This is a genomic window from Nocardiopsis sp. iso_237, assembly GCF_056173345.1.
On sequence record NZ_CM149669.1, the window covers coordinates 5149348 to 5174206 of the forward strand.

The 24859-nt window shown below is 71.0% G+C and carries 21 protein-coding genes; 11 read left to right on the forward strand and 10 right to left on the reverse strand.

Translation table 11 applies throughout. The annotated features are described in order from the left end of the window. Nucleotides 1-160: 160 nt before the first annotated feature. From AC0VYM_RS23215 to AC0VYM_RS23230, 4 genes are all read right to left on the reverse strand, one after another. Complete coding sequence (locus tag AC0VYM_RS23215; RefSeq protein ID WP_475455539.1) at nt 161-865, reverse strand: cytidylate kinase-like family protein; 705 nt, start codon at nt 863-865, stop codon at nt 161-163. Nucleotides 866-1046: 181 nt separating this feature from the next. After that, nucleotides 1047-1991 (reverse strand): tetratricopeptide repeat protein, encoded by a 945-nt coding sequence (locus tag AC0VYM_RS23220; protein WP_475455541.1) that lies wholly within the window; start codon nt 1989-1991, stop codon nt 1047-1049. 130 nt (nt 1992-2121) lie between these two features. Continuing rightward, entirely contained in the window at nt 2122-3849 is a 1728-nt protein-coding gene (locus AC0VYM_RS23225) for an acyl-CoA mutase large subunit family protein (protein ID WP_475455543.1), read from the reverse strand. A 77-nt stretch (nt 3850-3926) separates the two neighbouring features. Next, a complete protein-coding gene (locus AC0VYM_RS23230; protein WP_475463182.1) occupies nt 3927-4448 on the reverse strand; it encodes a MarR family winged helix-turn-helix transcriptional regulator in 522 nt (173 codons plus the stop codon). A gap of 480 nt (nt 4449-4928) precedes the next feature. Between AC0VYM_RS23230 and AC0VYM_RS23235 the strand changes: the two genes are divergently transcribed. Further along, on the forward strand, nt 4929-6878 hold the full coding sequence (locus AC0VYM_RS23235; protein ID WP_475455545.1) for a glycosyl hydrolase family 18 protein: 1950 nt from the start codon (nt 4929-4931) through the stop codon (nt 6876-6878). Between the two features lie 329 nt (nt 6879-7207). Then, nucleotides 7208-8878 carry a glycosyl hydrolase family 18 protein gene (locus AC0VYM_RS23240; RefSeq protein WP_475455547.1) on the forward strand — a complete coding sequence of 557 codons (1671 nt, stop codon included), beginning with the start codon at nt 7208-7210 and terminating at the stop codon, nt 8876-8878. A gap of 123 nt (nt 8879-9001) precedes the next feature. On the opposite strand, the gene meaB is transcribed toward AC0VYM_RS23240, so the two are convergent. Both meaB and AC0VYM_RS23250 read right to left on the reverse strand, forming a co-directional pair. Then, nucleotides 9002-9994, reverse strand: coding sequence for a methylmalonyl Co-A mutase-associated GTPase MeaB (gene meaB, locus AC0VYM_RS23245; RefSeq protein ID WP_475455549.1), 993 nt, complete (start codon nt 9992-9994; stop codon nt 9002-9004). A 106-nt stretch (nt 9995-10100) separates the two neighbouring features. After that, nucleotides 10101-11288, reverse strand: a complete 1188-nt coding sequence (locus tag AC0VYM_RS23250) for an acetyl-CoA C-acetyltransferase (protein WP_475455551.1) — start codon at nt 11286-11288, stop codon at nt 10101-10103. An 84-nt stretch (nt 11289-11372) separates the two neighbouring features. Between AC0VYM_RS23250 and mce the strand changes: the two genes are divergently transcribed. Then, on the forward strand, nt 11373-11831 hold the full coding sequence (gene mce / locus AC0VYM_RS23255; protein WP_475455553.1) for a methylmalonyl-CoA epimerase: 459 nt from the start codon (nt 11373-11375) through the stop codon (nt 11829-11831). Between the two features lie 414 nt (nt 11832-12245). Continuing rightward, nucleotides 12246-13538, forward strand: a complete 1293-nt coding sequence (locus AC0VYM_RS23260; protein WP_475455555.1) for a DivIVA domain-containing protein — start codon at nt 12246-12248, stop codon at nt 13536-13538. A 451-nt stretch (nt 13539-13989) separates the two neighbouring features. On the opposite strand, the gene AC0VYM_RS23265 is transcribed toward AC0VYM_RS23260, so the two are convergent. The 4 genes from AC0VYM_RS23265 to AC0VYM_RS23280 all read right to left on the reverse strand — a co-directional run bounded on the left by AC0VYM_RS23265 (nt 13990) and on the right by AC0VYM_RS23280 (nt 17623). Continuing rightward, nucleotides 13990-14721, reverse strand: coding sequence for an alpha/beta hydrolase (locus tag AC0VYM_RS23265; protein WP_475455557.1), 732 nt, complete (start codon nt 14719-14721; stop codon nt 13990-13992). Nucleotides 14722-14738: 17 nt separating this feature from the next. After that, nucleotides 14739-15068, reverse strand: coding sequence for an ATP/GTP-binding protein (locus tag AC0VYM_RS23270; protein WP_475455559.1), 330 nt, complete (start codon nt 15066-15068; stop codon nt 14739-14741). A 78-nt stretch (nt 15069-15146) separates the two neighbouring features. Further along, on the reverse strand, nt 15147-16358 hold the full coding sequence (locus AC0VYM_RS23275; RefSeq protein WP_475455561.1) for a 3-hydroxyacyl-CoA dehydrogenase: 1212 nt from the start codon (nt 16356-16358) through the stop codon (nt 15147-15149). Between the two features lie 56 nt (nt 16359-16414). After that, on the reverse strand, nt 16415-17623 hold the full coding sequence (locus AC0VYM_RS23280) for an MFS transporter (protein WP_475455563.1): 1209 nt from the start codon (nt 17621-17623) through the stop codon (nt 16415-16417). A gap of 106 nt (nt 17624-17729) precedes the next feature. Between AC0VYM_RS23280 and nucS the strand changes: the two genes are divergently transcribed. From nucS to AC0VYM_RS23315, 7 genes are all read left to right on the forward strand, one after another. Next, nucleotides 17730-18407: an endonuclease NucS gene (gene nucS / locus AC0VYM_RS23285; RefSeq protein ID WP_475455565.1), complete on the forward strand. Its 678-nt coding sequence runs from the start codon at nt 17730-17732 to the stop codon at nt 18405-18407. Nucleotides 18408-18522: 115 nt separating this feature from the next. Then, nucleotides 18523-19389, forward strand: a complete 867-nt coding sequence (locus tag AC0VYM_RS23290; RefSeq protein WP_475455567.1) for an ABC transporter ATP-binding protein — start codon at nt 18523-18525, stop codon at nt 19387-19389. Continuing rightward, entirely contained in the window at nt 19386-20240 is an 855-nt protein-coding gene (locus tag AC0VYM_RS23295; RefSeq protein ID WP_475455569.1) for an ABC transporter permease, read from the forward strand. The genes AC0VYM_RS23290 and AC0VYM_RS23295 overlap by 4 nt, the downstream gene beginning before the upstream one ends. Before the next feature lies 1 nt (nt 20241). After that, on the forward strand, nt 20242-21525 hold the full coding sequence (locus tag AC0VYM_RS23300) for a sensor histidine kinase (RefSeq protein ID WP_475455571.1): 1284 nt from the start codon (nt 20242-20244) through the stop codon (nt 21523-21525). 25 nt (nt 21526-21550) lie between these two features. Further along, nucleotides 21551-22186, forward strand: a complete 636-nt coding sequence (locus tag AC0VYM_RS23305) for a response regulator (RefSeq protein ID WP_475455573.1) — start codon at nt 21551-21553, stop codon at nt 22184-22186. A 78-nt stretch (nt 22187-22264) separates the two neighbouring features. Further along, nucleotides 22265-22945: a DUF1707 SHOCT-like domain-containing protein gene (locus AC0VYM_RS23310; protein ID WP_475455575.1), complete on the forward strand. Its 681-nt coding sequence runs from the start codon at nt 22265-22267 to the stop codon at nt 22943-22945. Nucleotides 22946-23148: 203 nt separating this feature from the next. Then, entirely contained in the window at nt 23149-24672 is a 1524-nt protein-coding gene (locus tag AC0VYM_RS23315) for a M28 family peptidase (protein WP_475455577.1), read from the forward strand. The last annotated feature ends 187 nt before the right edge of the window (nt 24673-24859 follow it).

The following is a 24859-nucleotide window of genomic DNA, read 5'->3' on the forward strand; positions in this document are numbered from 1 at the left end:
GGGCGTCCTGCGCGGGCCTCGGTTGCCGGGCGGGGGCGGTACTTGGGATCCCACAACCGAGTCGCCTCACCTTACCCGAGTCAAGCAGGTAACGTCAGCACAAGGTGACAATTAACGCCTTCGGAAAAAATCGCATTAATTCCGAGCATCTTCGGGGATCTCAGCCCCGCGCGCGGTCGGCGGCGGCGCGCACCACCACGTCCGCGCAGGCGTCGGTGGACAGCGCCGTGGAGTCGACCACCAGGTGGTAGAGGCCGGGGTCGGCCGGATCCGTGCGGTAGAAGCGGCGCACGTAGGCCGCGCGGGCGCGGTCGTTGTCGTCCAGGAGCCGGAGCGTGGGCGGATTCGGGTCCCAGGTGCGCCCGCCGAACTCCCCCGGGTCGCCCCTCTCCCACAGGCCGCGTGCCCTGCGCAGGCGGGCCGTCCGCTCCCCGTCCAGGCGCACGTGGAGCGCACCGGGGTGGTCGGCCAGCACCACGGCGGCGGCCCTCCCCAGGACCACGCCGCCGGTGCGGGCGACGTCGCGGATGACCCGTTCGGTCTGCTCGACGAACTCGTGGTCGTAGAGGAGGCGCCCCTCCTCGTTGGTGGTGCCGATGAAGCCGGTGTCCACGCTGCCGAGGGTGACCGTGGGCAGGCGCGCGGCGCTGGCGAGCAGCCGCTCGAACCCGCCGGGGGTCCGGTCGTCGCGTTGGAGCACCTCGTCCAGGGAGCAGCCGATCTCGGCCGCCACCGCACTCGGGACCGCGCGGTCGAGGAAGGGGACGTGGAGGCGGGCGGCGACCGCGGGGCCGACCACACTGCCGCCCGCGCCGAAGGTCGCGGAGATCGTGACCACGGGCGCCGTAGCGTCGTTGTTCACCATGGAACACCTGCCCGGTTCGCCGAACGGAACTTCTCCCCAGCTTCTACCCCGCGGCGGGGGCGCTATCCCCCCATCTTCAAATCGGTAAATACGCACCGATTTGCCGCTCCTGGTGACACACGGGGAGGAAATCCGCATAAAGAAACCGGCCCCGGGGGTCCCGGGGCCGGTCACAACCGACCTAGAACAGGGCCGAGGTGAGCTTGCGGCGGGCCGCGTTCACCCGGGGGTCACCTGCGGGAAGCAGGTCGAACAGGGAGATCAGGTGCCCGCGCACCCGGTCGCGGTCGTCGTCCGAGGTCCGCCGGACCGTCTCGACGAGCCGGTCGAAGGCCGCCTCGTACTCGCCGCCGTACACGTCGATGTCCGCGACGGTGATCTGCGCGTCCACGTTCGCGGGGTCCTCGTCCGCCGTCCGGCGCACAGCGGGACCGTCCACGTCCTGGAGACGGCCGACCAGCCGGACCCGGGCGAGGTTGGCCCTGAGGTCGACGTTCTTCGGGTCGTCCTCCAGGGCCTTCTCGAAGACCGCCGCCGCGGCCTCGAAGTCCCCGCTCTCCAGAGCGGCCTGGGCCTGCGCTGCCACAGGGTCCTCCTGGGGGGCGGGCTCGGACTCCTCCGGGATCTCGGAGGGGTCGCCGTCCACCGTCCCGGGGTGGCCGGGGGGCAGCATGCCCTGCTGGGCGAGCGCGCCGAACACCTGGGTGAGGGCGTCGCGCAGCTGCTCCTCGTTGGCCGGACCCTGCATCAGGGGCATCACCTGCCCCTGGACCGCGATGATGATCGTGGGGGTCCCGGACACGCGCAGGGCCTGCACCAGCTGCGGGCTCGCGTCACTGTCGATCTTGGCCAGGAGCCAGTTCCCGCCGGAGCCCTGGGAGAGCTTGTCGAGGACCGCCTCGACCTGCTTGGACTGCTCGGACCAGCTCGCCAGAACCGCCATCACGACCGGGGCGGCCATCGACCGCTCCAGCACCTGCTGGAAGTTGGACTCGTCGGCGTTGACGGAATAGGGGTTGGTTCGACCGGCCGACACCTCGGCACGCTGCTTGGCCTCACGCTCCAAGGCCGCCTTGCGCGCCCCGAGGTCAACCGCACTGTTCGGTGAAAAGTCCGAAGGCTGCATGTTCCCTATCCTGCCGCATCCCGGAGCGGTTCGAGGACCGCCCCGGGATCTCCCACCACACCCCCAGGCCTTCGCCGCAAGGGGGCGCTCGTGTTCAGGCGCCCGGGCCGAAGCGAAGCGGAGGCCCAATTCAGAACTGCGGGTCCTCCGTGTAGGTACCGAACTCCTCGCCCATCGTGGCGCAGATCTCGCCGAGGGTGGCCTCGGCTCGGGCGGCGTCCATGATGAGCGGGATCAGGTTGCCGTCGTCGGCCCGGACACCCTCCAGGAGGCGGGCCAGGGCGCGGTCCACGGCGTCCCTGTCGCGGTGGGTGCGGCGGTCGGTGAGGGCGCGCTTCTGCTCGTGCTCGACCTCGTGGCTGATCTTGAGGATGTCGAGTTCGCCGGAGACGGTGTTGGTGTGGCAGTTCACGCCGACGATGCGCTTGTCGCCCTTCTCCAGCGCCTGCTGGTACTGGAAGGCGGACTCCGCGATCTCGGAGCTGAAGTAGCCGTTCCCGATTCCGGCGAGGATGCCGGAGGTCATCGGCCCGATGGCGTGTTCGGCGTCCTCTCCCCCGCCCATGCGGAGGATCTGTTCGAAGATCCGCTCGGCCTCGGCCTCGATCTCGTCGGTGAGGGCCTCCACGTACCAGGAGCCGCCGAGCGGGTCGGCGACGTTGACCACGCCGGTCTCCTCCATGAGGACCTGCTGGGTGCGCAGGGCGATCTCGGCGGACTGCTCGGTGGGGAGGGCCAGGGTCTCGTCGAGCGCGTTGGTGTGCAGCGAGTTGGTGCCGCCGAGCACGGCGGACAGCGCCTCGACGGCGGTGCGCACGACGTTGTTGTAGGGCTGCTGCGCGGTGAGGGAGACCCCGGCGGTCTGGGTGTGGAACCGCAGCCACTGGGCCTTCTCGGTCTTCGCGCCGTAGGTGTCGCGGATCCAGCGGGCCCAGATGCGGCGGGCGGCGCGGAACTTGGCGATCTCCTCGAAGAAGTCGATGTGGGCGTCGAAGAAGAAGGAGAGACCGGGCGCGAAGCGGTCGATGTCCAGCCCCCGGGACAGGCCGAGTTCCACGTAGCCGAACCCGTCGGCCAGGGTGTAGGCCAGCTCCTGCGCGGCCGTGGCCCCCGCCTCGCGGATGTGGTACCCGGAGACCGAGAGCGGCTTGAAGGCCGGGATGTGCTCCGCGCAGTACTCCATCAGGTCACCGATGAGGCGCAGGTGGGGCTCGGGCGGGTACAGCCACTCCTTCTGGGCGATGTACTCCTTGAAGATGTCGGTCTGGAGGGTCCCGTTGAGGCCGCCGACGTCGACGCCCTGGCGTTCGGCCGCGACCAGGTACATGCAGAAGGCCGGGATGGCCGGTCCGCTGATGGTCATGGACGTGGTGGTCTCACCGAGCGGGATGCCGTCGAAGAGCAGGTCCATGTCGGAGACCGAGTCGATGGCCACGCCGCAGTGCCCGACCTCTCCGAGGGCGTGGGGCGAGTCGGAGTCGTGGCCCATGAGGGTCGGCATGTCAAAGGCGACCGAGAGCCCGCCGCCGCCCTGGGCGAGGATCATCTTGTAGCGCTCGTTGGTCTGCCTGGCGTTGCCGAACCCGGCGAACTGGCGGATGGTCCAGGCGCGCCCCCGGTAACCGGTGGGGTAGAGGCCGCGGGTGTAGGGGTACTCGCCGGGCCAGCCGACGCGCTCGAACCCGGGGACCTCGGCGCCGGGCCGGGGCCCGTAGACGGGTGCGAGGGGGCGGCCGGACAGCGAGGTGAAGTCGGCGTCGCGCTTGCGTGCGGCGTCGTAGCGGCGCTGCCAGCGGTCGCGTCCGGCCTCGATCTCGTCGGACCCGCCGCCCGTGGGCTCTCCTGTGGTGTTCGCCATACGAAGATAGTAGGACGTCCAACTATATATGTACAGACACGGCGCCTCCGGCGCGCGAGCGCCGGTGACCGGCCCGGTCAGCGCTGCTCGGCGGCCTCGGCCACGGGGGCGGGGAAGTCACCGAAGTCCACCCTGAGCCGGGTGAGCGCCTCGTGCATGCCCCACAGCTCCTCACCGGAGTAGCAGCCGAGCCCGAAGTCCATTCCGAGGAGCGCCTGGGTGGCCTCCTCCGTGACCTCGCGCCCGGCCTCCGTGATCTCCGCCAGGACGCCGCGGCCGTCGCTCGGGTTGGGGAGGCGGAGCACCAGGCCCTGCCCCTCCAGCCGGTCGATGGTGTTCGTGACGCTGGTGGGATGCACCATCAGGCGCTCACCGATCTTGCCCAGCGGCAGTGAGCCGGAGGAGCTGAAGGTGAGCAGGACCAGCGCCTCGTACCGGGCGAAGGTCAGGCCGAACGGCTTGAGAGTGCCGTCCAGCTCACCGATGAGGATCTGCTGCGCGCGCATGAGGGAGGTGACCGCCGCCATGGCGGGCGAGGCACCCCATCTCTCACTCCAGTTGTCGTGAGCGCGTTCGATCGGGTCGAACGGAAGGTTCAAAGGGTTTCCCACGCCGTCACTCTAACCGTGCTCCCCGGCCCTCCGACCCCCGTGAAGAGGCGCACGGGGGGCCGGACCACCGCCCCGCCGCGACCCGGCACCTCTCACCCCGATCCCGCACCGCTGCACGATCGACGGGGAAGGGCAAGGGGTTCCCCTGGCCGGAAGGGGACAGGAGGGCCACGCGGCACTGGTCCGGTACCCCAACTCGGAAAAGCCGGTCCGGGGCGGTCCGGGCCCGCCCCCACTCCACGAAAGGCGAAGAAAGTCGGCGTACTCTCATTGACGCGCGGGAAACTATTAGTTAACTTTCCTAAAAATTGGTTTTCCCACTTCAGAGGCGCTATGGCTCGCTCGCCACCGTCCTTGGAATTCCCATCTCAGATCCCACGCACCCCGACTCCGCAAGGACTCCTTCCGCTGCCGGGAGCCCCCCACTCCCCTGCGGTCCCCCCACCCCTCCCCCATGAGGAGAGCCCCGTGAGAGCACGCCATCTGAGAACCCGGCTCGCCGCGTTGGCCGCGGCACTGCTGGTCGTCCCCCTCCTGTCCCCCGCCCCGGCGGCCGCCGCGCCGGGCGAGGTGTCCGTCACCTACGTCGAGACGTCCCGCTGGGACAGCGGCTACGGCGGACAGATCACGATCCGGAACGAGACCGCCAGCGACCTCACCGACTGGACGGTCAGCTTCGACACCCCCACCGGGGTCCGGATCACCAGCCTGTGGAACGCCGTCCACACCGCGAACGGCAACACGCACACCCTCACCCCGCCGTCCTGGGGCGCCACCGTCCCCGCGAACGGTTCGTACCAGATCGGCTTCAACGGCACTCACGGCGGCGCGGAGACCGCACCCGTCAACTGCACGGTGAACGGCGCCTCCTGCTCCGGCGGACCCGCCGAGCCCGACACGGAGGCGCCCTCCGCACCCGGCGGGCTGACCGTCGGAGAGGTCACCTCGAACACCGTCGCCCTGTCCTGGGACGCGGCCACGGACAACGTCGCCGTCGCGGGTTACGAGATCGTCTCCGACGGCCAGGTCGTGCGCTCGGTCGGCGCGGACGCCCTGACGGCCACGGTCGGCGGCCTGGCGCCCCTGACCCGGTACGGCTTCACGGTCCGGGCGTTCGACACCTCCAACAACCGCGGCGCGGAGAGCCCGGCGGTCACCGCCACCACACTGGAGGGGGGAGGCACCTCACCGACCGGTGAGCGCCGCGTCGCCTACTTCACCCAGTGGGGCATCTACGACCGCGGCTACCTGGTCCGCAACCTGGAGACCTCCGGCACGGCCGCGAACCTCACCCACATCAACTACTCGTTCGGCAACGTCAACGCCAACGGCGAGTGCTTCATGGCCAACCAGCTCGGCCAGGGCGACGCCTGGGCCGACTACGGCCGCTCCTTCCGCGCGGACGAGAGCGTGGACGGCGTCGCGGACACCTGGAACCAGGACCTGCGCGGGAACTTCAACCAGCTGCGCAAGCTCAAGGAGAGGCACCCCGACCTGAAGGTCCACATCTCGCTCGGCGGCTGGACCTGGTCCGAGCACTTCTCGGACGCGGCCCGGACCCCCGAGTCGCGCCAGCGGATGGTCAGCTCGTGCGTCGACCAGTTCCTGCGCGGCAACCTGCCCCTGTTCGACGGCGCGGGCGGTCCGGGCGCGGCGGCCGGGGTCTTCGACGGCATCGACCTCGACTGGGAGTGGCCCGGCAGCGCGGGCCACGAGCACAACGTGGTGCGCCCCGAGGACCGGGAGAACTTCACCGCCCTCGTCCAGGAGTTCCGCACCCAGCTGGACGCCCTGGGCGCCGAGACCGGTCGACCCTACGAGCTGACCGCCTTCCTGCCCGCCGACCCGGAGAAGGTCGAGGCGGGCTTCCAGATGGACCGGCTCATGCCCAACTTCGACTTCGTCACGGTGCAGGGGTACGACTTCCACGGCGCCTGGGAGAACGCCACCGCCCACCAGTCCAACACGGTGTTCGACGCCGACGACCCGAGCCCGCGGCGGTTCTCCAGCGAGATCGCCGTCCAGGAGTACGTCAGCCGGGGCGTCGACCCCGCGGACATGGTCCTCGGACTGCCCTTCTACAGCCGCGGCTGGACCGGTGTCGCTCCCGGACCGAACGGGGACGGTCTCTTCCAGAGCGCGACGGGCCCGGCCCGGGGTACCTATGAGCAGGGCATCGACGACTGGAAGGTGATCAAGGACCTGCCGGGCTTCACCCTGCACAGGGATGACGCCCTGGGTACGGCCTGGCTCTACGACGGCACCACCTTCTGGACCTACGACGACGAGATCGCGCTGACCCAGAAGACCGACTGGGCGCAGGCCCAGGGGCTGGGCGGGGTGATGATCTGGTCGATCGACGGTGACGACGCGAACGGCACCCTGATGGCAGCCGTGGACGCCGCGCTGGCCCAGTAGCCCCCACTCCCGACACATCAGAAACAGGAGCCCCGACTGTCCCAGCCGGGGCTCCTACCCTTTCAGCGCACGACGTGTCAAGACTCTTCCGTGGCCACAAAGGGACAGTTCTCGACGCGACCCACTGGTCCGGCCCGCCAACTCGGCAGATTCGTCGAACCGACCGCTCGCCGACCAGGGAATCCGGTGCGGGTCGGCGAAAACTTCCCGGCGGGGCGTTGACGGGGGCTGTAATTATTAGTTAAGTTTCCTAAAAATTTATCCCCCCACGTCAGGGACGCGGGCAGCCCCCAGATCCCTGACACCCTCCCCCCAGGAGAACTCGCGACGTGAGCTCACGACGACTCAGAAACCACCTCTCGGTGGCGGCCGCCGCCGCGCTGGTGGCGCCGCTCGCCCTCTTCGTCCCGCCCGTGGCCGCCGAGAACGCCGAGCCCTCCGACCTCCGGGTGACCTACGTCGAGTCGGCCCGGTGGAACACCGGCTACAGCGGCGAGATCACCGTCCACAACACCTCCGGGGCGGAGCTGACCGACTGGACGCTGGAGTTCGACCTCCCCGAGGGCAGCAGCGTCCACCAGTTGTGGAACGCCTCCCTCGCCGGCACCGCCCAGGACGGCTACACCGTGACCCCGCCGCGCTGGGGCGCCGCGATCCCCGCCGGCGGCAGCTACCAGTTCGGGTTCAACGGCGTCCACACCGGCGGCAACAGCCACCTCCTCGACTGCACCGTCAACGGCGCACCGTGCGCGGGAGAGCCCGACCAGGGGCCCCAGCACGGCAGCCGCAGCATCGCCTACTTCACCCAGTGGGGCGTCGAGGAGCGCGACTACACCGTCCGCGACCTCGTCGACTCGGGCAGCGCCGAGAAACTCACGCACATCAACTACGCGTTCGGCAACGTGGGCCCCGACGGCGAGTGCTTCATGACCAACGAGCCCGAGCAGGGCGACGCCCGCGCCGACTACGGCCGCGCCGTCCCCGCCTCGGAGAGCGTCGACGGCGCCGCCGACGGCCCCGGCCAGCCCCTGCGCGGCAACTTCAACCAGATCCGCAAGCTGAAGGAGCAGTACCCCAACCTGATCGTCAACATCTCGTTGGGCGGCTGGAACTGGTCGGAGCACTTCTCCGACGCCGCGCTCACCCCCGAGTCCCGCGAGCGACTGGTCAGCTCCTGCGTCGACCTGTACCTGAAGGGGAATCTGCCGGTCATCGACGGGGCCGGCGGCGAGGGCGTCGGCTACGGCGTCTTCGACGGCATCGACCTCGACTGGGAGTGGCCCGCCTCCGACGGCAACCCGCACAACGTGGTCCGCCCCGAGGACCGGGAGAACTTCACCGCCCTGGTCCAGGAGTTCCGCGACCAGCTGGACGAGCTCGGCGCGGAGACCGACCGCCACTACGAGATCAGCTCGTTCATGCCCGCCGGGCCGTGGCGCATCGACACCGGCTTCGAGCTGGACGAGATCATGCCCAACATGGACTTCGTGACCGTCCAGGGCTACGACTACCACGGCACCTGGGAGTCGGTCACCAACCACCAGTCGAACCTGGCGCCGGACCCGCGCGACCCGGGCGACGTCATCTCCACGCAGACCACCATCCAGGCCTACCTCGACCGCGGCGTGGACCCCGACAAGCTGGTCCTGGGCGTGCCCTTCTACGGGCAGGGCTGGACCGGCGTGGAACCGGGCCCGGAGGGCGACGGGCTCTTCCAGCCCGCGACCGGCCCCGCCCCCGGCACCTACGCCGACGGCAGCGAGGAGTACCGCAACCTCAAGGACCTCCCCGGGTACGAGCTGTTCCGTGACGACGACCTCGGCACGGCCTGGCTCTACGACGGCGAGACCTTCTGGACGTTCGACGACGAGACCGCCATGACCCAGAAGACCGACTGGGTGACGGAGAACGGCCTCGGCGGCGTCATGATCTGGTCCATCGACGGCGACGACGCCGACGGCAGCCTGATGGCCGCCATCGACTCGTCGCTCGGCGGGTAGGACCGAGGACCCCCGCCTCCGGTCCAGGCCGGTGGCGGGAACCAGCGGCGTCGGTGCTCTGATCCGGGGAGCACCGCCGCCAGGCCGGGGCGGACCGACGTGCGACGGTCCGCCCCGGCCGCCTCATGTCCGGGGCCCGGAGTCCCCCACCGGGGTCCACTCCGCCGTGACGGCGCCGAGCTCCTTCAGGAGCAGGTCTGCGGCGGCGTAGGGGTCACGCTCACCGGTCGCGACCTCCCGGGCCAGCTCGTCCAGCCCGTGCTCCGAGCCCACACCGCCCATCCGGGCGCGCAGCAGGTCCAGCACGATGGCCTCCACCTCGTCACGGGCGCGCCGACGGCGCCGCGCCACGAGTTCCCCCGAGCCCTCCAGGTGCGCGTGGTGTTCCTCGACCCGCTCCCAGAGCTCGTCGATCCCCTCGTCCTTCGCCGCCACCGTCATGACGATCGGCGGCTTCCACTCGTCGTCCGAGCGGTCCTTCATGGCGATCATCTGGCGCAGCTCCCGCAGGGTCACCTTGGCGCCGTCGCGGTCCGCCTTGTTCACCGCGAACACGTCGGCCACCTCCAGGACCCCGGCCTTGGCGGCCTGGACCCCGTCGCCCATCCCGGGCGCGCTCAGCACCACGGTGGTGTCGGCCAGACCGGCGATCTCCACCTCGGCCTGGCCCACGCCGACCGTCTCCACGAGGATCACGTCGAACCCGGCCGCGTCCAGCACCCGCAGCGCGTGCGGGGTCGCCCAGGACAGCCCGCCCAGGTGTCCGCGGTTGGCCACCGACCTGATGTACACCCCCGGATCGGTGGCGTGCTCCTGCATCCGTACCCGGTCACCGAGCAGCGCGCCGCCGGTGAACGGCGAGGAGGGGTCCACCGCCAGGACCGCGACCGACAGGTCCCGGGCACGCAGCGCGCGCACCACGGCGTTGGTGGTGGTGGACTTCCCCACCCCGGGGGAGCCCGTGAACCCGACCACGCGGGCCCGGCCGGTGTGGGGCGCCAGCCCCGCCATGATCTCGCGCAGTTCGGCGGCACCGTTCTCGACCAGGGTGATCGCGCGGGCCAGCGCCCGGCGGTCACCCCCGCGAACCCGTTCGACCAACTGGGGGGCGTTCATGCGACTCCTCGACTTCGACCTGCGGACATGTGTCGGGGCGGAGGCCCGACGCCCCCGCCCCGTACGATCTCACTCCCGCCCGGCCCGCGCACGGACCGGGGCGGCGCTACTCCCCGGGCACCGTGAACAGCAGGGCGTCGCCCTGGCCACCGCCGCCGCACAGGGCGGCCGCGCCGAGCCCGCCGCCGCGACGGCGCAGCTCGTGGACCAGGTGGAGGGCGATGCGTGCTCCGGAGGCGCCGATCGGGTGACCGAGCGCGATGGCGCCGCCGTTGACGTTGACGATGTCCTCCGAGACGCCGAGGTCCTTGGTGGACTGGATGCCGACCGCCGCGAAGGCCTCGTTGATCTCGATGAGGTCCAGGTCCGCGACCTTCTTGCCCGCCTTGGTGAGCGCGTGCCTGATGGCGTTGGAGGGCTGGGAGTGCAGGGAGTTGTCCGGACCGGCGACGTTCCCGTGCGCGCCGATCTCGGCGAGGATCGGGGCGCCGAGCTCCTCGGCCTTCTCCCGGCTCATCACGACCACGGCGGCGGCGCCGTCGGAGATCTGCGAGGAGGACCCGGCGGTGATGGTGCCGTCGCTGTCGAAGGCGGGACGCAGCCTGCCCAGGCTCTCGGCGGTGGTGTCGGGGCGGACCCCCTCGTCGTGCGCGAACACGACCGGGTCGCCCTTGCGCTGCGGGATCTCCACGGGGACGATCTCCGCGTCGAACCGGCCCTGCTCGGCGGCGGCGGCCGCGCGCTGGTGGGACCGGGCCGCGAAGGCGTCCTGCTCGGGGCGCTCGATACCGAGCTTGCCGTTGTGGCGCTCGGTGGAGGCGCCCATCGAGTCGCCCTCGAAGGCGTCGGTGAGGCCGTCGTGCGCGGTCGCGTCCAGAACCTCGACGGAGCCGTACTTGTAGCCCTTGCGGGACTTGGGCAGCAGGTGGGGGGCGTTGGTCATGGACTCCATGCCGCCCGCGACCACGACGTCGAACTCGCCCGCGCGGATGAGCTGGTCGGCCAGGGCGATGGCGTCCAGACCGGAGAGGCAGACCTTGTTGATGGTCACCGACGGGACGTCCATGGGGATGCCCGCCTTGACGGCGGCCTGACGGGAGGGGATCTGACCGGCGCCCGCCTGGAGCACCTGTCCCATGACCACGTACCCGACCTGGTCACCACTGATCCCGGCGCGCTCCAGGGCGGCCTTGATCGCGAAGCCCCCCAGGTCGGCGGCGGAGAACCCGGCGAGGGAGCCGAGGAGACGGCCGGTCGGGGTGCGGGCCCCACCGACGATGACGGAACCGGGCATCTGACTGGCCTCCAAGTGATGAGTGTCGCAGTTGGTCTGCAACGATACCCACACAGGTCCCAGCGACGTTCGGGAGGTTCGCCAGTGAGTGACACACCCAGCCCCACCGGCCCATTCGGCGGTCTGACCCGGTTGGACCACGTGGGGATCGCCTGCCGCGACCTCGACGCGTCCGTCGAGTTCTACCGGACCACCTACGGCTTCGAGGTGGAGCACGAGGAGGTCAACGAGGAGCAGGGGGTCCGTGAGGCCATGCTCCGAATCAACGGTACGGACGACGGTGGCGCCACGTATCTGCAACTCCTGGAGCCGACGCGCGAGGACTCCCCCGTGGCGAAGTTCCTGGCCCGCAACGGCGAGGGCGTGCACCACATCGCGTTCGGCACCGCCGACGTCGCGGCGAGCGCGGCGGGGATCGGGGAGAGCGGGGTGCGCGTGCTGGACGCCGAGCCGCGTTCGGGCACGGCCGGTTCGCGAATCGTGTTCCTGCACCCGAAGGACTGCGGTGGCGTCCTCACCGAGTTGGTGCAGAGCGCCCACTAGCGCCATGCTGAGGGAACCGACCGACCGGTTCACGTCACGGGGACGTTCCGGACTCATCACAGCTTGAGCTCCCGTGGTGCGGTTGACCACCCACCCCGCCGGAAGTTACCCGAAACCCCCTTCCCAGGGGTGTCACGCTTGATAAAGTCGGCTAGCTGCCGGATTTGTATGTCCCTCCGGCGTTGGTCCATGTCTTGCAGTCCGGTCAGTGAGCCGGGGCGGTCGCATCCGGGTGTCCACCAGTACCCAGGCGTCCGTCGGAGGCGGTCAGGGTCATTTCGGGAACCCGTCCACCGGTCCGCCCGCGTCCCGGCCACCCCGGCGACAACCCGTCCCCCGGGGGCACAGCAGCCCTCCTGTCGTCCCCCGGCAGTTTGCAAGTAGCCGTCTCGCACCCGTTCAGGATTCCGCCACATGTCGTCAAACAACATTGACACCCAGCTCAACAACATCTTCGACGAGGACAACACCCCGCCAGAGTTCGACGTGGTGTTGCGTGGCTTTGACCGCACCCAGGTGCAGGACTACCTGGACGGGCTGCGCAACGAGGTCAAGCAGTCCAGCAAGCAGCTCGAGAAGGCCAAGTCCGAGCTGAACGCGAAGAACCGCCAGCTCCAGGAGCGCGAGCGCCCCTCCTACTCCGGCCTGGGCTCGCGCATCGAGGAACTGCTCCGCCTCGCTGAGGAGCAGGCCAACGAGCTGGTGCAGAGCGCCCAGATCGACGCCAACGACATCCGCTCGGCCGCCCAGATCGAGGCCGCAGAGATGCGCGCCGCCGCCGAATCGGAGGCCACCGAGGTCCGCACGCTGGCCCAGCGCGAGGCCGACGAGCAGCGCCAGGCCGCCGAGACCGAGGCCGAGGAGATCAGCACCACCGCCCGCCGCGAGGCCGACGAGCTGGCCTCGACCACCGAGCGCGAGGTGCAGAAGAAGCGTTCGGCCGTCGACCACGAGATCGCGGAGAAGCGCGCCACCTTCGAGGGTGAGATCGCGAAGCTGCGCACCACCACCGAGCGCGAGTGCGCCCAGGCCCGTGCCGCCGCCAAGCGTGAGCGCGACGAGACGATCCAGTCGGCCAAGAGCCAGGCCGAGGAGCTGCGCAAGAACGCCGAGCGGGCCTACGCCGAGTCCGAGGCGCGCCGCACCGAGACCGAGGACCAGTTCGAGCTCCAGCTGGCCGACCGCCGCGCCGAGGCCGAGCGCCAGGACGCGGAGCGTCTGGCCGCCGCCCAGGCCGCCACGCAGAAGATGGTCAACGAGGCCGAGGAGCGCGCCTCCAGCGCCGAGCAGCGGGCCACCAAGGCCAGCCAGCAGGCCGAGCAGACCCGCCGCGACGCCGAGAACCACGCCAAGCAGCTGGTCAGCAACGCCAAGAAGAACGCCGGTCAGATCGAGACCGAGGCCAAGTCCAAGGCCGACCACCAGCTCAGCGACGCCAAGTCCGAGGCCAACCGGATCATGACGGCCGCCAAGAAGGAGGTCGACGAGCTCAACCGCCAGCGGGACAGCATCCAGTCGCACCTCCAGCAGCTGCGTCAGCTGCTCGGTGGCGGCGGCGCCCCCGCCGCTCCGGCCGCTCCCGCCCCCGCCGCGATCCAGCAGGAGGCCCCGGCCGCTCCGCCCGCCCCCGCCCCCGTGGCGGAGGAGCCGAAGCAGCCCGCCCACTCCGGCAAGGGCTCCGACGACGAGGACTGGTGGCAGGAGTAACGACCGGCCTCGGCTGAGTCGTCCTGACACGACGAAGGGCCCGGCCCCGGGGGTTCACCCCGGGCCGGGCCCTTCGCACGTCCGCATCACGCCTCAGTGCCCAACACGCGTGTCCGACCACCGTCCAGAAGCGTGCTCTGCCGTCCCCCTCAGCCACAGACGTGACTCTCACCCGAAGACCCAGGCCCGGGGGCTCAGCCACAGGAAAGCCGCTCACTCACCTCAGCCACAGGCGTGATTCCCGCCCGTACACCCCCTCCGCAGGGGGGGTGCCCGTTCGGAGCCGGAGAGGGTTCTGCAAGACGAGTCGAGCCGCTAGCGAGGAACGAGCGTCAGGCGTGGACGAGGATGAAGAATCCCTCTGCAAAGGCGCCGAACCCGGGCCGAAGCGAAGCGGAGGCCCAAGGAAATACAGCCGAACCCCGGGCCGAAGCGAAGCGGAGGCCCAAAGTTATGCGGAATCCTTCTCCCACGGCCCGTCCCACTCGGTGGGCAGCGGGTACGCCTCCGGGTTGACCCGCTTCACGACCTCGTCGAGGACGCGGCGCACGTAGGGTTCGCCCACCCACAGGTGCTTGGCGCCGTCGACGCCGATGATCTCGGCCTGGGTGAGGGGCGCGAAGCGCTCACGGGCCTCGTCGGGCCTCAGGTAGTCGTCGTGTTCGGGGACCAGGGCCACCACCGGCTTGCCGGAGTCGGCCCACACCCGCATGTCGGACTCGTCGGCGCGGTGGAGCGGCGGGGAGAGCAGCAGCGCGCCCCGGACCTGCGGGTCGCAGCCCCATTTGAGGGCCAGTTCGGTGCCGAACGACCAGCCCAGCAGCCAGGGTTCGGGCAGGTCCTCGAACTCGGTGAACTCGATGGCGGCCATGACGTCGTGCTGCTCGGTCTCGCCCTCTCCGAACTCGCCCTGGCTGGTGCCGTGGCGCGAGGTGGTGCCGCGCGTGTTGAAGCGCAGCACGGCGACGTTGGCCAGCGCGGGCAGGCGGAAGGACGCCTTGCGCAGGACGTGGCTGTCCATCATGCCCTCTGCGGTGGGCAGCGGGTGCAGACAGACGAGGGTGGCGACGGGCCTGCGCCCCTCGGGCAGGGCCAGTTCTCCGACCAGCTCCAGTCCGTCGGCGGTGTGCAGGGTGATGGGCCGTCGGACGGCGGGCAGCACCGTGGTGGCGCGGATCTCCATGGGTCCTCTTCGTCAGGTCAGTGTCTGGGGGCCCTGGGCGAGCGGTGGGTGCGCCGGTCCCAGCAGGAGGTGTGCCAGTGCCGCCGGTCGCCGCCGTCACCGTAGGGGCGCCAGGCGACGACGTGGGGCATTCCGGCGGGGATCTCCTGGGCACAGCCGGGGCAGCGGTAGACCTTGGTCGCGGCGCCGCCGCTGATCCGGCGGGTGACCCACTCGCCGTCGGGTCCGGTCTCCCGGCGCTGTCCTCCGGTGACGCGCAGCATGAGGGCGTCCTCGTCCGGGGGGCCTCCGGGGGTGCTCTTGCCCCGGGCGGTCTTGCGGCGGGGGCTGTTACGGCGCGGGCTCACCCTCCAAGGGTAGGAGAGAACGAACAGTGGCCGCCGTCACATCTCGTGGTGTGACGGCGGCCGAAGTCCCTGAGGACACTAGTGGCAGGCGCAGCCGCCTCCGTGCGCGGCGCCCTCCTCGGCGTCGGGGAGCTGGTCCATGAGCAGCGGGGCGGGCACGGCGATGGTGGTGAGGCTGTACTCCGACATCGCGACGAGCGTGGTGATGACGGACTCCGCACCGCGCTCCTCCAGGAGTTCGGTGGGGCCCTTCGGGTAGCCGCAGCCGAACCGCATGGCGGTGTCGACGTCCTTGGCGGAGGCGTAGCCGTCACCGACCATCCGCATGGCGTCGTCGATCTGCGGCACGAGGAGCATCTCGCCCAGGTCGAGGGTCTCCTCCTCGCGGACCATCTCGGCGAGGCGGCCGGTGGGGCGGGGCTCGGGGGCCTCGTCACCGGAACCGTAGAAGCCCTGGCCGGTCTTGCGGCCCAGGCGGCCCGCGGCGACCATGCGGCGGATGAGCGGCGTGGCGGCGTAGCGGGGGTCACGGAACTCGTCCCAGAGGACGTCCATGACGGCGAGGCACACGTCCAGGCCGACGAGGTCGGCGAGGGCGAGCGGGCCCATCGGAAGGCCGGCGGCCTTCTTCGCGGACTCGTCGATCTCCTCGCGGGTGGCGATCCGGCGCTCGTAGAGACGGGCGGCGTCGTTGATGTAGGGCACCAGCAGGGCGTTGGCGACGAAGCCGCCGCGGTCGCCCACCGCGATCGGGGTCTTGCCGACGCGCTTGGCGACCTCGGTGACGATGTCGACGGTCTCGGCGCTGGTGGAGACGGTGGTGATGACCTCGGCCAGCTTCATGACCGGGGCCGGGTTGAAGAAGTGCAGGCCGACGACCTTCTCGGGGCGGTCGGTCAGCGCAGCGATCTCGGTGACCGACAGCGAGGAGGTGTTGGTCGCCAGGATCGTGCCGGGCGGGCAGATCCGGTCGAGGTCCCCGAACACGTCGCGCTTGATGTCCATGCGCTCGGGAACGGCCTCGACGACGAAGTCGGCGTCCGCGAGGTCCTCGCGGGACGTGCTGAACGTGAGGCGGGCGTCGATCTCCGAGCGCTCCTCCTCGGTGATCTTGCCCTTGCTCACCGCGCGCGAGAGGGACTTGTCCACGTGGCCACGGCCGCGGTCGAGGGCGGCCTGGTCGATCTCGACCCCGACGACGTTGAACCCGGCCCTGGCGAACACCTCAGCGATGCCCGCACCCATCGTGCCCAGTCCTACGACGCCGACCTTGTCAAATTCCTGCACCATGGGCCCCACCCTAGACCTCCCGGGGGTCCCGACCGCGCACGGGGACCAGATCTTTACTACTGCTCGGTAATACGCCCGCGCCGGACCGGCACCACGGCGAGGGCCAGCGCGGAGAACACGGCGCTCACCGCGAACACGGCGGGCAGCCCCGCGAGCGTGATCACGGCGGCCATCAGTACGGGGGTGAGGGTGGTGCTGACCGACTGGAGCCAGTTCTGCACGGCCAGCGCCCGTCCGGCCCAGGCGGTTCCGGCGATCTCCGCGACCGAGAGGAAGGTGAGGCCGTTGTGCCACATGGTCAGGACCAGGCAGACCAGGACCAGGGGGACGGCCGCCCCGCCCCAGACGTTCGGCAGGAAGGTGAGCAGGACCAGGCTCACCCCGGAGACCGCGGCCAGCCAGCGGACCGGTCGCATGCGGTCGCCGGTCCGGTCCGACCAGGCGCCGAGGAGCAGCCGCCCCACCGCCCCGGGGATCTGCGCGGCGGCGACCACCGCTCCGGCGGCGGGCGGGCTCCACCCCTGTTCCTGGACCAGGTAGATGACCGTGTAGACCATCAGCGTGACCTGCGGGACCCCGAGGAGCATGCTCACGCCGTGCACCCGCCAGATCGCCCACTGGCGGTAGGGGGACTCCGCTCGGGCCGGTGCGGGTGGGACCGCCGGGGAGTCTGCCTCCGGGGAGTCGGCCTCCGGGACGGCCACCGGCGGCGCCGAGGCCATCGCCAGCACCAGCGGGACGGCCACCAGGGCGAGCCCCGCCGGTAGGGTCATCGCCCCGACGAACCCCCACGCGTCCGCCGCCCGGGGCAGCACCAGGGCGGCCAGGCCCACGCCCAGGGGCAGGGCTGACTGGCGGATCCCCATGGCCAGCCCCCGTTCCCGGCGCGCGAACCAGGTCATGACCAGTCGCCCGCTGGCGGCGTTGACCGGGCCGCCGACAGCACCGGCCAGCAGCAGGACCGCGGCCGCGCCCCACAGGTCCGTCACGGTCCACAGCAGCCCGAGCGCGCCCGCGGTGAGGAGCAGGCTCAGCGCCATGGTCGCCCGCTCCCCCGCTCGGTCGATGACCACGCCCCAGGCCAGGAGGGTGACCAGCAGCCCGAACGAGGGCAGACCCGCCAGCATCCCCGCCTGCGCCGTGGAGACCCCGAAGGCCTCGCGCAGCTGCGGCAGCACGACCGGCACCCCGAACATCACCGAGACGCTGGCCACCTGCGCGACCATGCTGACCGACAGGACGACCCAACGATTGCGCACGAGCATCCCGCCAGCCTAGGGAGTGTCGGAGCCGTCCCCCGGCGCGCCCCCCGCGCGTCCCTCCCCCGGAAGCGGGTTCGCGGGCGCGGCGGAGGCGGTAACGTGACGTCCCGTGCGTCTCGTCATCGCGCGGTGCAGCGTCGACTACGTCGGCCGACTCACCGCCCACCTGCCCATGGCTCCCCGCCTGATCCTGATCAAGGCCGACGGGAGCGTGTCCATCCACGCCGACGACCGGGCGTTCAAACCCCTGAACTGGATGAACCCGCCGTGCAAGCTCCGCGAGGAGACGGTCGAGGACGGTCCCGACGTGTGGACGGTCACGCACAGCAAGTCCGGTGAGAAGCTCGTGCTGACCATCGAGGAGGTCATGCACGACTCCTCGCACGAGCTCGGCAAGGACCCCGGCCTCCAGAAGGACGGCGTGGAGGCCCACCTCCAGGAGCTGTTGGCCGAGCACATCACCACGCTGGGCGAGGGGTACACCCTCATCCGCCGCGAGTACCCCACGGCCATCGGCCCCGTGGACATCCTCTGCCGCGACGGCCAGAGCAACACCGTCGCGGTGGAGCTCAAGCGGCGCGGGGACATCGACGGCGTGGAGCAGCTCACCCGCTACCTCGAACTGCTCAACCGGGACCCCTCCCTGGCCCCGGTGTCCGGTGTGTTCGCCGCCCAGGAGATCAAGCCCCAGGCGAAGGTCCTCGCGGAGGACCGGGGCATCGCCTGCGTGGTCCTCGACTACGACGAACTGCGCGGCATCGAGCCCGACACCCTGCGCCTGTTCTGACCACCCGGGGGCGGGCCCGCGTGCTGGCACGCCCCCGCCTGTCCTCCGTTCGGAGGACAGCGGTCGGTCCCCCCAGCGGACACCCCTCACGCCCCGTTCACGGAACGCTGGGCGTATGAGCGGAACAGTCATCGAGGTCGAGGGCCTCACCAAGCGCTACGGCGACAACCACGCGGTCGCGGGGATCGACCTGAGCGTCCCCCGGGGAGAGGTCTTCTCCTTCCTCGGGCCCAACGGCGCGGGCAAGTCCACGGCCGTGGAGATCCTGGAGGGTTTCCGCACCCGCAGCGGCGGCGACGTCAGCGTGCTGGGCGAGGACCCGGGCCGGGCGAGCCGGGTCTGGCGCTCCCGGATCGGGATCGTGTGGCAGAAGGAGACCATGGTCCCCAAGATGCCGGTGCGCGAGGTCGTCCGGCACTTCGCGGGCTACTACCCCCGGGCTCTCGGCAGCGACGAGGTCCTGGAGATGGTCGGCCTCTCTGAGAAGGCCGGAGCCCTGCCCGACGCGCTCTCCGGCGGTCAGCGGCGCCGCCTCGACGTCGCCCTGGGTATCGTCGGCCGCCCCGAACTGCTCTTCCTCGACGAGCCGACCACCGGCTTCGACCCCCGGGCGCGCCGGGAGTTCTGGGAGCTCATCCAGGGCCTGGCCCGGCGGGGCACCACCATCGTGCTCACCACGCACTACCTGGAGGAGGCCGAGTTCCTGGCCGACCGGGTGTGCGTGATCGCCAACGGCCGCATCCGCGCCGTGGACGCCCCCGGGCAGTTGGGGGGCCGCGCCTCCGCGCAGGCCACCGTCTCCTGGACGGAGGACGGGCGCAGGCACGAGACGCGCACCGACACCCCCACCCGGCTGGTGGCCGAGCTGAGCGCGCGCATCCCCGGGGAGATCCCCGAACTGAGCGTGCACCGCCCCACCCTGGAGGACATCTACCTCGACATGATCCAGGACGACCAGGACCACGAGGAGGTCGCGGCATGAGCACCGACACCGTGACGGCGGCCCCCGCCTCCCCCGCCCCCGAGGCCCACGGCCGCCCGCCGGGCGCCGTGCGCGTGGGCCTCTCCCGGGGCTGGCTGGAGATCCGCACCTTCTCCCGCGAGTGGGAGAGCCTGATCTTCACCTTCTCGCTGCCCGCGCTGATCCTGGTCATGTTCGCGTCGATCTTCGACGGCATGTTCGACATGGAGATGGCGGCGGTCGACTACTACCTGCCCGGGCTCATCGCGATGGGTCTGATGTCGGTGAGCTTCCAGACGCTCGGAATCGCGATCGCGGTCGAACGCGACCAGGGGGCGCTGCGCCGTCTGCGCGGGACGCCCATGCCGCCCAGCGCCTACTTCGTCGGCAAGACGCTGCTCGTGCTCTTCCTCGCCGTGGGTCAGGTGGCCCTCCTCCTGGCGGTCGCGGCCCTGTTCTTCGGCGGGACCATGCCGTCCACGCTGGCCGCGTGGTCCACCGTCGCCTGGGTGTTCGTGCTCGGGACCGTCGGCTGCTCCCTGCTGGGCATCGCCATGAGCTCCCTGGCCCGCACCGCGCAGACGGCCTCCGCCGTGGTCGTGATCCCCTTCCTCCTGCTCCAGTTCACCTCCGGGATCTTCGTCCCGGTCCACCTCATGCCGGACTGGATCCTGACCGGCGCCTCGCTCTTCCCCCTGCTGTGGATGGCGCAGGGCATGCGCGCCGCGTTCTTCCCCGACGAGATGGCCGTCATGGAGGCGTCGGGGGCCTGGGACCTGCCCATGGTCGCCCTGGTCCTGGGGGGCTGGTGTGTGGTGGGCTTGGTCCTGACACTCCTGACGTTCCGCTGGAAGACCCGCAAGGACGGATGACATGACGACGGACCGGGCCCCGGGGCCGGAGACGACGGCGCCGCCGGGGTCCGATCCCACCGGGTCGGACCCGACCGGTTCCGCCCCGTCGCCGGACCGGGACGAGCGGCACGCGTGGAACATGGGCACCTGGTGGCACGTGGCCTTCACCGCCGCGATGGCCGCGGTGACCGTGCTGGCCCTGGTCACCGGCCCGCCGGAGTGGCGCTGGCTGACGGCGGCGCTGATGATCGCGGTCGTGCTCGTCTACCTGGTCTTCGCCCGTCCGCTGATCAGCCCGGCGAAGGACTTCCCCAGCACGCGGAGGGCACTGGGCCTGATGGGCCTCTTCCTCCTGCCCAGCGTCCCCGCCGTGATCATCAACCCGACCCTGGTGTTCGCGCTGATCGCGATCGCCCCGGTCTGCTTCATGACGGTGGGCAGCGTGCTGGCCGTGGCGACGGTGGGCGTGATCCTGATCCTGCCCACCGTGCTGGGCGGGCTGCTCGGCTGGGAGGCCTGGTCCTCGGTCGGCGTCAGCCTGCTCATCAACGGGGCGCTCCTGGGCTACGCCCTGTGGTTCGGGACCTGGATCGAGCGGATCGTGGTGCAGAGCGCCGAGCGGTACGAGCTCATCGAGGCCCTGCGGCGCAGCCGCGAGGAGGTGTCCCGGCTGTCCGAGGAGGCCGGGGCGCTGGCCGAGCGGGAACACCTGGCCCGGGAGATGCACGACACCCTCGCCCAGGGGTTCACCAGCATCGTCACCCTGGCCCAGGCGGTGGAGTCGGAACTGGACAGCGACCCCGTGACCGCCCGCCGCCACCTGGCGCTGATGCGGGAGACCGCCTCGGAGAACCTGGCCGAGACCCGTGCCATGGTGGCCGCCCGCCAGTCGCTCCGGCTGGAGGACGAGGGCCTGGACGCCTCGGTCCGGCGCATCTGCGAACGGCTCGGCCGCGAACTGGGCATCTCCGTGAACGCGGAGGTGGCCGGTGAGCCCGAGGAGCTCCCCAACGACCTCCAGATCTGTCTGCTGCGCACCGCGCAGGAGGCTCTGGCCAACGTCCGCAAGCACGCCGGAGCCCGCACCACCGCGGTCACCCTCGCCTACACCGACGTGGGCGTACGGCTGACCGTGGCGGACGACGGGCTCGGCTTCGACACCTCCCTGCCCGCCCATGGCAACGGCCTGGCCAACATGCGCCACCGGGCCGAGTCGGTGGGCGGCCTGCTCGACCTGGAGAGCGTCCCCGGACGGGGCACCACCGTCCGCCTGGCCATCCCCCATGACGAAGCGGACGAATGATCCGCCCCGGAGAGGAAGCCGTCCCATGATCCGTGTCCTTCTGGTGGACGACCACCCCGTGGTCCGCGAGGGCATCCGAGGCATGCTCAGCGCCGAACCCGACCTGGACATCGTCGGTGACGCCGGTTCGGGACCCGAGGCGGTGGCCCGGGTGGCGTCCCTGGTCCCGGACGTGGTCCTGATGGACCTGCGCATGCCCGGCGGGGACGGCGCCGAGGCCACCGAACGCATCCGTGCGGAGCACCCGGGCGTCCACGTCCTCGTGCTGACCACCTACGACACCGACACCGACATCCTGCGCGCGGTCGAGGCGGGCGCCACCGGCTACCTGCTCAAGGACACTCCGAGGGCGGAGCTGGCCGACGCGGTCCGCTCGGCGGCCCGGGGCGAGACGGTGCTCAGCGGGAGACTGGCGGGCAAGCTGCTCACCGGGGTGCGACAGCGCACCGAGCCGGAGGGGCCCGCCCTCTCCCCCCGCGAGGTCGAGGTGCTGCGGCTGGCCGCGGACGGGCTCACCAACGCGGCGATCGGTCGCGCCCTGCACATCAGCGCCACGACGGTCAAGACGCACCTCATGCGGGTCTACGAGAAGCTGGGGGTGGGCGACCGGACCTCGGCGGTGTCCCAGGCGATGCGCCGGGGCCTGCTCCCCGAGAAGTAGCCCCGGGGCCCGGTTCTCAGGGTCGGTTCGGGGGTTCTCCCCGATCCCGTGGACCTCCGCGGACGGCAGAATCGGCATATGGTGGAACAGATGAGCCAACTCACCCCCCACGACGACGGCAACGGCCGGATGCGCGCCTCGGACGCCGACCGCGACGCCGTCGCGCACCTGCTCCGGGAGGCCCTCGCCGAGGGGCGCCTGGACCCCGACGAGCACAGCGACCGGCTGGACGCGGTGTACCGCGCCAAGACCGTCGGTGAGCTGGTCCCCCTCACCGAGGACCTGCCGGGCTCCGACCCGGTGTCCGCACGACTCCCGGCCCCGTCCGACTTCCGGTCCCCGCGCCCGGTGTACGGCGCGAGCCGGATCGTCGACCAGCCGCCCACCAGCCACAGCGCGATCGCCCTCATGGGCGGCGCCGACCGCTCCGGCAACTGGGTCGTCCCCCGCCGGTTCTTCGCCGTGGCGACCATGGGAGGAGTCGAACTCGACCTGCGCGAGGCCCGGTTCACCGAGCGCGAGACCACCGTCTGGATCGGCGCCGTCATGGGCGGGGTCGGCATCATCGTCCCCGACGACATCCAGGTGCGCGTGCACGGCCTGCCGGTCATGGGCGGCTTCGGGATCGAGGGCGACACCCCGAGCGTGGTGGAGCCGGGCGCCCCGATCGTGCACATCCGGGGTATCGCGCTGATGGGCGGGGTCGGGGTCTCGTACCGCGCGCGCAGGCACCAGGAGAACGGCGAGGGCGACGACTGACGCGACGATCCGGGCTTTTCGGGCCGTCCATCAAATCACAGCGCGCACCTTCTCGTAAGGTCTGTGGCTGATTGTGGCAATGTCCCGTGCCATGTCTTGCCGCGACCGGAACCTCCTGCGAGGCTTCTCCGGTACCTCGCCCACCCCAGGCGTCCATCCCCCACACCACGGCACGATGGACCCCCGCGAACCGGAGGAAGTCCGTGCAACCGACCACCCCTGGGAGCCCGCGCGACAGAGCGGCCGCACTCCCCTCCTCCAGACGGCGCACCGCCGCGACCGCCGGTCTGGCCGCCCTCATGATGACCGCGGGCACCCTGGCGGGCTCACCGGCCCACGCCGAGCAGGCCGACCTCCCCGACCTCGTGACGGCCGAGGCGATCGAGGGCCACATGGCCAACCTGGCCACCATCGCCCGCTACAACGGGGGCAACCGGGCCAGCGGCACCCCCGGGTACGACGTGTCCGCGCTGTACGTCGAGGACCAGCTCAAGCGGGCCGGATACGAGCCCTACCGCCACGAGTACGACTTCGAGGCCTGGCGCGAGAACTCCCCCGCCGTGCTGGCGCAGTCCGCGCCGAAGCAGCACGCGTACGAGCTCGACCAGGACTACGTCACCATGAGCTACTCGGGCTCCGGTGACGTCACCGCCCCCGCCGTCGCGGTCGCCCCGGACAGCGCCGCGAGCGGCTGCTCCCCGGACGACTTCGCGGACTTCCCCGAGGGCGCCATCGCCATCACCGTGCGCGGCAGCTGCGCGTTCGAGGACAAGGTGACCAACTCCGCCGATGCGGGCGCCTCGGCGGCCGTCGTGGTCAACAACGAGGACGAGGTCTTCCTCGGCACCGTGGGCGAGCTGTCCGCCATCCCGGCCGTCGGCGTCTCCGGTCTGGTCGGCGCCGACCTGCTGTCGATCCCGGACCTGGAGCTCCAGGTGACCGTGGACTCCGAGGTGCGCCAGGAGAGCTCCTACAGCGTGCTCGCGGAGACCCCCGGAGGCAGGGACGACAACGTGGTGGTCGTGGGCGCCCACCTCGACGGCGTCGAGGAGGGTCCCGCCATCAACGACAACGGCAGCGGCACGGCCTTCCTGCTGGAGACCGCCATCCGGATGGCCGAGCAGGCCGACCCGAACAACCAGGTCCGCTTCGCCTTCTGGGGCACCGAGGAGTCCGGCCTGGTCGGTTCCAGCGAGTACGTGGCCGGTCTGGACGAGCGGCAGCTCGACGACCTCGCGCTCTACCTGAACTTCGACATGATCGGCTCGCACAACTACGGCCGGTTCGTGCTCGACGGCCGCATGGACCTGCCGGAGTCCGGCGGCGCCCCGTCCGGCTCCGGTGCGATCGCCAAGGTCTTCGAGGACTACTTCGAGGAGCAGGGCCAGGTCAGCGAGCCGGGCGTGCTCAGCGGCCGCAGCGACTACCTCGCCTTCATGCAGGCGGGCGTGCCCTCCGGCGGCCTGTTCAGCGGCGCCGACGTCGTGAAGTCGGAGGAGCAGGCCGAGTGGTACGGCGGTACCGCCGGCCAGCCGTTCGACCCGTACTACCACACGGCCGACGACACCATGGAGAACGTCAACTGGGACTCGGTGGCCGAGCTGTCGGCGGCGGGCGCGCACGGCGTGGAGTTCTTCGCAGACAGCACCCTCCCGGTCAACGGCGTGCTGTCGATGTCCTCCGTGACGGTGGACCTGCCCCGCAAGGGCGACGCCTGGGTCCGTTAGGCGCGTGAACATCCGCTGACCCCGGAATGCTGGAGGGCGGGTGGCGTGAACCCCCCGGTTCCACGCCGCCCGCCCTTCGCGATGTCTCCCCCTCGTACGGTCGTCCGGGCGACCCCCCTCAGTCTCGCCCGGGTGTCCGCGCGTGAACACCGCCGGAAACTACGGTGTGTAGCTCCCTCGTACCTCA